Here is an 8,269-nt window from a genome sequence, read left to right as displayed (position 1 = left end):
AATTAAAAATTTTTTCAGAAATCAAACTATAAGTAATAATTTCAAAAAAACGCTTAAATGATGTCTTAATATAACTCTTTCATGTGAAAGAGGGTTAATAATTTCTAAATAATTTTTGCTTTCGGTAAATAAATTAAAAATTTTTTCAGAAATCAAACTATAAGTAATAATTTCAAAAAAACCTAAAGAAGAAATTAAATTTCTTAATTCATCTAAAGTTTTTTGTCTTTCTGTTTTTGTGTTTAATTTAGGAACAATCGTTTTATAAGATTCAATTTGATTATAACCATAAAGACGTATTAAATCCGAAATAATATCTTCTTTAATTTTAATATCATGACGTCTTAAAGGCGCTAAAACTGTTAAAGAATCTTCAGAAATACTAATAATTTGATAATCTAAACGATGTAGAAAACGTTCTATTGTCTCCATCTTGAAATCAATATCTGTTTTAGAACGAATAAATTCTAAAGTAAGATTAATTGCTATATTTTTATATTTTTTTTTTTGAACAGAAATAATTTTTTTAGTCACTTTGGCTTGACTTATTTTTTGTAAAAGAAAAGTAGCTTTTTCTAAAGCTTGTTTTAATAAACTAATATCAATACCTCTTGTTAAACGCAAAATTTTTTCATTTTTTAAATTCATTTTTTTACTAGTTTTTAAGATATTTTGAGGTTGAAAATAAGCACTAGTGATAACGATATTTTTTGTTTTTTTATTGACTATATATTCAGGCATATTAATTATGCCTGCTATAGAAATTAATCGATCTTGATTATCAGTAATAACTAAATCATTTGGTGTTAAAAAAAAATCTTTTTTCTTTTCTTTTGTAATTGCTATTTTCTCTTCAGGATAAGCATTTCGAATTATAATCATATCTTTTTGCAAAGAAAATGTATCAAAAGCATCTAAAGGAATTCCATCTTCTATTAAAATTAAATTTAAAACATCTATAACATTATTCACTGGTTCAATATTATAAATTGATAATAAATTTCTTAACCATAAAGGTGAAATATCCACTTCGATATTTTCCAAATAACGAATATGATATTCTAAACAATTTTCACTTGAAATTTTAATTTCAAAAGAATTTACTTTTTCACTTTCTTCAACAAAAGGAAAAATAGGTTCTTTAAAATAAATAGAAGAATCATCAAGAACAGCTTTAAAATCTTTTGCAAACCCCGCATGAGATAAAAGATCAGATCTATCTGGTGTTAAAGCAATTTTTAATAAAAAACCTTTTAACCCTAAATATTCTAAAGCGCATGTTCCTAAAGGTGCTTCTGCATCTAAAAAAAGAATACCTTCTTTTTCTTCAAATGTTAAGATATCTAACGGTAATCCTAATTCTTCAGCGGAACAAATCATCCCTTGAGATTTTATATTATCGAATTCTTTTTCGACAATATACATTTTCTTTTTCTCTAAATAAGAACCCAAAAGAGCAACTACAACTTTTTTATTTGTTTCTAAATTAGAAGCGGCACATACAATTGATAAAATTTTAGCACCAATATTTACTTTCACAAAATTTATTTTTTTTTTTTGTGATATTTTATGAAACTCCAAAATTTCTCCTATGATTAAATGAGTATTTTTGCTTAAAATTTCTAATCTTTCTACTTCCATGATATGATCATTAATTAAATTCTCATAATCACTCAAATTATAATCCGAAGAAGAAAAATATTTTTTCAAAAGACTTTCATGAATTATCATCTTTTTTTAAAATATACCTCTTTTTGTTATATTTCAATATATTATATTTTTGATTTAAATATCTTGATTTATTTTAATTATTTTATAAACTGATTTAAAAAATTAATATTATTTTGATAAAAATAACTAATTTTTTCAATACCATATTTTAACATAGCGATACGTTCTATACCTAAACCAAAAGCTAAACCACTATATTTTTCTGGATTATAACCGCCTCTAGACAAAACTTGAGGATGAATTAAACCCGCTCCTAAAATTTCTAAATAAATATTTTTTTGCTGAAATTTTTTGATAACTAAATCTACTTCGAGACTTGGTTTTGTAAAAGGAAAATAAGAAGGACGAAATCTTAATTCTTGTTGTTTACCAAAAATGTTTTGAAGTAATAATACTAAAATTTCTTTTAAAATCCTGATATTTATGTTATTAATATGATCAATAGCAAAACCTTCTAATTGTATAAATTGATGGCTATGACTATCATCATCTTTATCTCTACGATAAACTTTACCAGAAGAAATAATTTTTAAAGGTTGAGACTTTTTTTCTAACATCGCTTTTACTTGCACAGATGAAGTATGCGTCCTTAAAAGATATTGATAATCTTGATTTAAATAAAAAGAATCTTGAATATCTCTTGCGGGATGTTCCTTATCAATATTTAACATTTCAAAATTATAAAAATCAGAAACTATTTCATCACCATCATAAATTGAATACCCTAAATTTAAAAAAAAATTTTCTATTTGTTTAATAATTTGATTTAAAGGATGGATATTTCCTTGAGATAATTGTAAATGAGGTAAAGTAACATCGATTTTATCTTTTTTTAAAAAATCATTTAATAATTGATTTTCTAATATTTTTTTCTTTTCTTCTAACAAAGACAAACATTTTTGTTTTAAAAGATTAATCTTTTGGCCTTTTATTCTTTTTTTCTCAACGGGAAATTTTTTAATTTCTTGAAATAAAAAAAATAAAATACCATTTTTTCCTAAATATTTTATTTCTAATTGTTTTAACTGTTCTATTTCATTGATATTTTTTATTTTAATAAAAAAATTTTCTAATAAACACTTTATTTCTTGATCCAAATCTTTTATTTTTTCTTGACTCATATAATTTTTTATTAATTCTTTCTATTAAATTTTGAATTTTCATACTTTCGCTTTTGATAAATTAAATCCATAATCTAATTAATTATTTTGAAATAATTCAAAAAAAATTGAAAATCAATTTTTAATAAATAAAAAAATATTTATCAAAAAGTAGTCTATTACTCGTATTTTTTCACATTATAAAAAAATCAAAATATCTTAAATTATATATCTATAATTATAAAATATAATAATTAAAATAAAACATTTTTTTAATTATTTTTATAATATTAAAAAATTATAAATAAATAATATTTCATAAATAATTATGCAAATATATTGATTTGAAATAATTTAAAAATATTTTATTTATATTTTTTTATTCTATCAAGAAAATAAACAAAAATGAAATTTATTTTCTTTTCCTTTTAATAAATAAATAATATTTAGGCGATGTTTCCAAAAAATTAAAATTGTTGAAAAAAAAATAATAATCAATTCACATAGTTCTATTGTTTCTATTTTTTTTATCCATGATATCCATAAAATTAAATCAACTAATATTGTTGCAATTAAAGAAGATAAAGAAGCATAACCGAATAACATCAAAACAATAACAAAAAATAAAATACCTAAAAAACCAATTATAGGATTAATTCCTGAGATAACACCAACTGAAGTAGCGATTGCTTTCCCTCCGCGGAATCTATTAAAAATAGAAAACATATGACCTAATATGGATGATAAACCGAAAAAAATTTTATAATCTTTATATTCATTAAGAATTGAAAAATTTGAAAAAAGAAAAACCAAAATAAATCCTTTTAAAAAATCTAAAATAAAAGTGATAATCCCATATTTTAATCCTAAAATTCGAAAAGCATTAGAAGAACCAATATTATGAGATCCTAAATAACGTAAATCTTTGTTTTTAAAAATTTTTCCTATTAATAATCCTGTTGGAATAGAACCAATTAAATAAGAAAAAAAAGAAATCATTATAAAAATTAAATATTTTAACTCAAAAATGTTTATCAGATTCATATGATTTATATTTCATTTCATTTTTTAATTTTTTTAATATTTTGTTTATCTTTAATATAAAGTTTTGTGAATTTTTTGAACTTGTTTTAAATATTTTTTTCATAATCAAGATATTTCTATTTTTATCCTTATAAATTACAATTAAAATGTTGAAAGATTAATATTTTTAGTTAATTTGAATCTATATTTTTTTCTTTTATTCAAAATGTTATTTTCTTTAAATGGAAGAAAAAGAACGTATATTTATTTTGATCGAAAGTCTTCTAAAAAAAGATTAACTATTTTGATTATTTTTTTGATTTTTGTACAATTAAAATTATTTAAAATCAATAATATTAATAACCATAATTAATCTTGAAATTAAATTTATATTTTAGCTAGATTATAACATAAATCAATTTTATTTAAAAATTTAATTTTGTCACTAAGAATAGTCAAATAAACACTGACTAAAACATTTTTTAAAGAACAGTTAATATATTAAATTTTTAAATAAAATCAATTACACATTTTTAATTTAAATTTAAAACGCAATAAATCATTCAATAAACAAATCTTATTGCTTTTTGACTATCAAAAATAAACTACACAAATTGGAACGATCGCAAATTCAATAAGGATTAGATTCAATAATCACAATAATAATAATAATTCCTAGTTGGTTGGATCACCATAACATTTTTTTCTAAAACAATTAAATAAAGATCATAATATTTCGAATTTTGAAAATAATTTTAATAAATTTTATGATATTTTTTCCTTTTAAAACTATTGTTAGCTAAATAAGAGATGAATTAGTAGATTAAAAAATATTTATTGGTTCTTGTAATAAATAATGTTTTTTCAAATAATTATTAATTCTCCATTAAGATAATTTTTGATTGATATTGAAACTTTCAAAAATCTAATGAATAATTTTAAACTTTTAAAAATATTTTAAATATTTTTTAATTTCATAAATAAATGATATATTTATTTTAACTTTAAATTATGTGATTTATATATTTTTTTTGGATTTTGAGTGATTAAATATTTTTATCGATTTATTTATCTATTCCTTTAATTATATATATAGTTATAAGAAAAAAATCTAATTTCTACCAAAAAAATTTTATAAAATAAATTTTCTTTTTATTGATCTTAAAATTGGTTTATTTTTTTTTATTTACAGATAGTCGCAAAAAGATAAAAAAACATATAATTTATTGTTTTTATAAACAAATTCTATATATTTCCAAATTAAGATTTTATTTTATTATCTATTGAAAAAATTCAGAAAGTTGAATAATAATTTTTTTTGAAAACAAAAAAATAAAAAATAATAATAAATCACTAATCAAAATAGGAATTAAATTTAATAAAAATATAAATGAAAAAGGACTGAAATAGAAAAAAGTTGTTAAAGCTTTAAATTTATTTTTTATTATGTCTTGAATTACATTAAAGTAAATATAATAACCATTAAAAGTTTTTGACAAACTTTGAAACAAGCTAATAATAAAGAAAATAAAAAAAATAAATAATATGTTTTTATTTTTATGATAAAATAACGAAATTAAAAAAAATGACATAATAGGAATTATAGAACCTGTTAAAATCATAAAAAAAATAACTTGATTTTTATTAAAATTATTTGGAATTAGATTATAAACACCAAGATAAGAAGAAAAATCAAACAAAACCACTTGTAACAAACAATATAAAAAAAGAAAACAAAAACTTATTTTTAAAGGAAATAAAAAAATAATTAAAATCAAAGGTAAAAACCAAAAAGGAAACAAACTAACTCCTATAATAGGCATTTTCAATTGAGGTAAACATTGTTTAATTGAAAATAAAATCAAACAATTGGAAACTAAAAAAGAACCTAAAATAATTTGTTTCAGTTTTATGTTTTTCATATTTTTTTTATTCTATTTTTGAAATTCCGTTTTTATATTCTTTTTTTAAATTATCTACTATTGTTTCGTTTCCAGGAACAAAATGTATAAATATGTATTTTTCTAATTCAGGATAATTAATTTTTATAAACTTAATCAATTTTGTTTTTGGTTTTCATTTGATGTTGTTTTATCTTTTGTGCTTGTTGTAATTATTTCTTTGTTTTTATTTTCTTTTTGATTTTTTAATTTTTTAGATTTTAAAAATTTATATACGAACAAAGAAATAAAAATAGTTATAATAAATAAAAATAAAAAATACTTCCAATATCTTTTCAAAAAATATTTTTCGTCATATTAAAATTATGGTGTTTGCTTTCCGAAACACATAATATTTATATCACTTTTAAATAAATAAATTCAAATAATTCAAAAACATATACTAATTTATTAAAACTAATTATAAAATATCAATTTAAAAATATATTATTTATAATATATTTTTATTAAATGGAATAAATTCATCAAAATCAAAGCTGATAAATCGGCTTTGATTTTAACATAACTGTAATTATTAATTATATTTAACCAACTACAAAAAAAGGTTGGGCGCCAAAAAAATGCCAGAATATCATCAGTTTAACTAACTTCTAGGGCGATTAAGACCTTATAATGAACCTACTCCTCACGGAAAAAAGTTAACAACCCTTACAAGGCGAAGATAATCTAACCAATGTTTGGATTTTCTAATGAAAACCTACAAATGAGAGGCTAGTAAAAATACGGTTTACTACAATGAAAGTTGTTAAGCATGTTCAGACTATAACATTAGGAAAGATTCTAATCTCATAAAATGACATAATTATGTTATAAAAGAGGCTAATTTTATTTTGCAAGGGCAACCTACAAAAACTGCCTAAACTTTAACTATAAGGTTTTAGGTCTATGAAAAAAGAATGTTGCTTAAAGACGTATGTTTGAAAACTTGCTTGTACGGTTTAGAACGGGACTAGGTTTGTAATAAAAGGCAAGATATCTTGCCAGTAAACGCGTATGTTCTATCGCTAAAATTATATTTTTTTGAACATTATGAATCATATAAATAAAATGTTTTTGTTTGTAATATCGTAAGAATAAATAAGTTTTAAAAAACTTTTAAAATTTTATAAACTATTTATATCTTATATTTGAATAAATTGATTATTCAAAAAATCAAATATTTATATTCTTTAAGTCTATTAAAAACATTTAAATTATTCTAAATAGATTAACTTGAATATAAAACATATTATTAATAACATATCGAAAGATAATTAATTTTAATCAACTTATTATATTATTTTTATCATTATTAATAACGAGTAGTAATTTAATTATTTTCTGATAATGATTTAATTAATTTGCCTTCTTGATTATAATAATTAGTTTTAATCCATTTATTATTATTATCATATTGAAAAATAGCAAATTCTTTGTTTTTGGATACTGATTTAATTAATTTTTGTTCTTTATTAGAATCTAGTTCATAATAAAAAACATTACCATCTTTAAATGGCTTTTCTTCATAAATATATTTTGAATATTTTTTATTATCATCATTCTTATAAAATTTAAATTTTTTATAAGTTCCTTCTTTTGTGTTTTCTTCTGTTAAAGTATCTAATATTAGAATAATATCATCCTCAATAATATAAGTATAAGTATTAATTATTGATGAAACTGGAATTTTAAATACCATAGTTTTCTTTTTGCTATCTTCGGAATTTGAATATTCTATTGTATTATATTTTTTTTGATCACTAAATATAGGATCAACTTCATCATTTTCTTGCATTAAGGATATTCTATCTTTTGAATAATCTTTTGAAGATAAAAAACTATTTTCGAAATAGAAATAATTTTTTATTTCTGGTGTTGTTTCAATTGTTTCATCATTATTATTGATCGAAGATGTTTCTTTTTCTTTATAATAATATTTTTTTTGATTTATTTGGTCTTTTATAAGATATATAGGTTCAGGTTCTTTTGGAATCATGAACATTCTATCTTTTGATAAACTTTGTTTTTGTTGTTTTTTTTGTTTTTGTTGTTTTTGTGAATTGTTTGTTTCTATCATTTTGGATTTCTCAGATTTGACAAATCTATATATGAACAAAAAAGTAAAAATAGTTATGATTAATAAACATAAAAACCATTTCCAATGCCTTGATAAAATACTTTTTGACATATTAAAATTTTTTGCGCGCCTTCTTTCTAAAACACGTAATATTATACCATTTTTATTGGATTAAAATTAAAATAAATTAAATACTAATTTTTTATAAAAAAATAACATTTATATTTAATATTTTATTTTTGTTTTTTCAAAAAAATAAAAAAAAAAAAAAAAAAAATTAATTTTTTTTTTTTTTTTTATGTTATTTTTTTTTTTTTTTTAATTATTTTTTTTTTTTTTTATTTTTTATTTTATTTTTTTTTTTTATTTTTTTTTTTTTTTTTTTTTTTTTTTTTTTT

At 19.4% G+C, this 8,269-nt stretch carries 7 protein-coding genes; all 7 read right to left on the bottom strand.

The annotated features are described in order from the left end of the window. Positions 1 to 21: 21 nt before the first annotated feature. Positions 22 to 1,731, bottom strand: a complete 1,710-nt coding sequence (gene pheT / locus MDPP_RS01960) for a phenylalanine--tRNA ligase subunit beta (RefSeq protein ID WP_144658546.1) — start codon at positions 1,729 to 1,731, stop codon at positions 22 to 24. Between the two features lie 77 nt (positions 1,732 to 1,808). Then, positions 1,809 to 2,828, bottom strand: a complete 1,020-nt coding sequence (gene pheS / locus MDPP_RS01955; RefSeq protein WP_420885459.1) for a phenylalanine--tRNA ligase subunit alpha — start codon at positions 2,826 to 2,828, stop codon at positions 1,809 to 1,811. Positions 2,829 to 3,218: 390 nt separating this feature from the next. Next, positions 3,219 to 3,875, bottom strand: a complete 657-nt coding sequence (gene plsY / locus MDPP_RS01950) for a glycerol-3-phosphate 1-O-acyltransferase PlsY (RefSeq protein WP_144658544.1) — start codon at positions 3,873 to 3,875, stop codon at positions 3,219 to 3,221. Positions 3,876 to 5,134: 1,259 nt separating this feature from the next. Then, positions 5,135 to 5,776 carry a hypothetical protein gene (locus MDPP_RS01945; RefSeq protein ID WP_144658543.1) on the bottom strand — a complete coding sequence of 214 codons (642 nt, stop codon included), beginning with the start codon at positions 5,774 to 5,776 and terminating at the stop codon, positions 5,135 to 5,137. Positions 5,777 to 5,783: 7 nt separating this feature from the next. Beyond that, complete coding sequence (locus MDPP_RS02215; RefSeq protein WP_281281263.1) at positions 5,784 to 5,915, bottom strand: hypothetical protein; 132 nt, start codon at positions 5,913 to 5,915, stop codon at positions 5,784 to 5,786. Continuing rightward, complete coding sequence (locus tag MDPP_RS01940) at positions 5,912 to 6,094, bottom strand: hypothetical protein (protein ID WP_144658542.1); 183 nt, start codon at positions 6,092 to 6,094, stop codon at positions 5,912 to 5,914. The genes MDPP_RS02215 and MDPP_RS01940 overlap by 4 nt, the downstream gene beginning before the upstream one ends. A 1,030-nt stretch (positions 6,095 to 7,124) precedes the next feature. Continuing rightward, on the bottom strand, positions 7,125 to 7,871 hold the full coding sequence (locus MDPP_RS01935) for a hypothetical protein (RefSeq protein WP_144658541.1): 747 nt from the start codon (positions 7,869 to 7,871) through the stop codon (positions 7,125 to 7,127). Positions 7,872 to 8,269: the final 398 nt, after the last annotated feature.

The sequence above is a fragment of the Candidatus Phytoplasma pini genome (assembly GCF_007821455.1).
Lineage (GTDB): Bacteria > Bacillota_I > Bacilli_A > Acholeplasmatales > Acholeplasmataceae > Phytoplasma > Phytoplasma pini.
The sequence above is the reverse complement of the archived record's forward strand: the minus strand, read 5'-3'. Positions and strand labels throughout refer to the sequence as shown.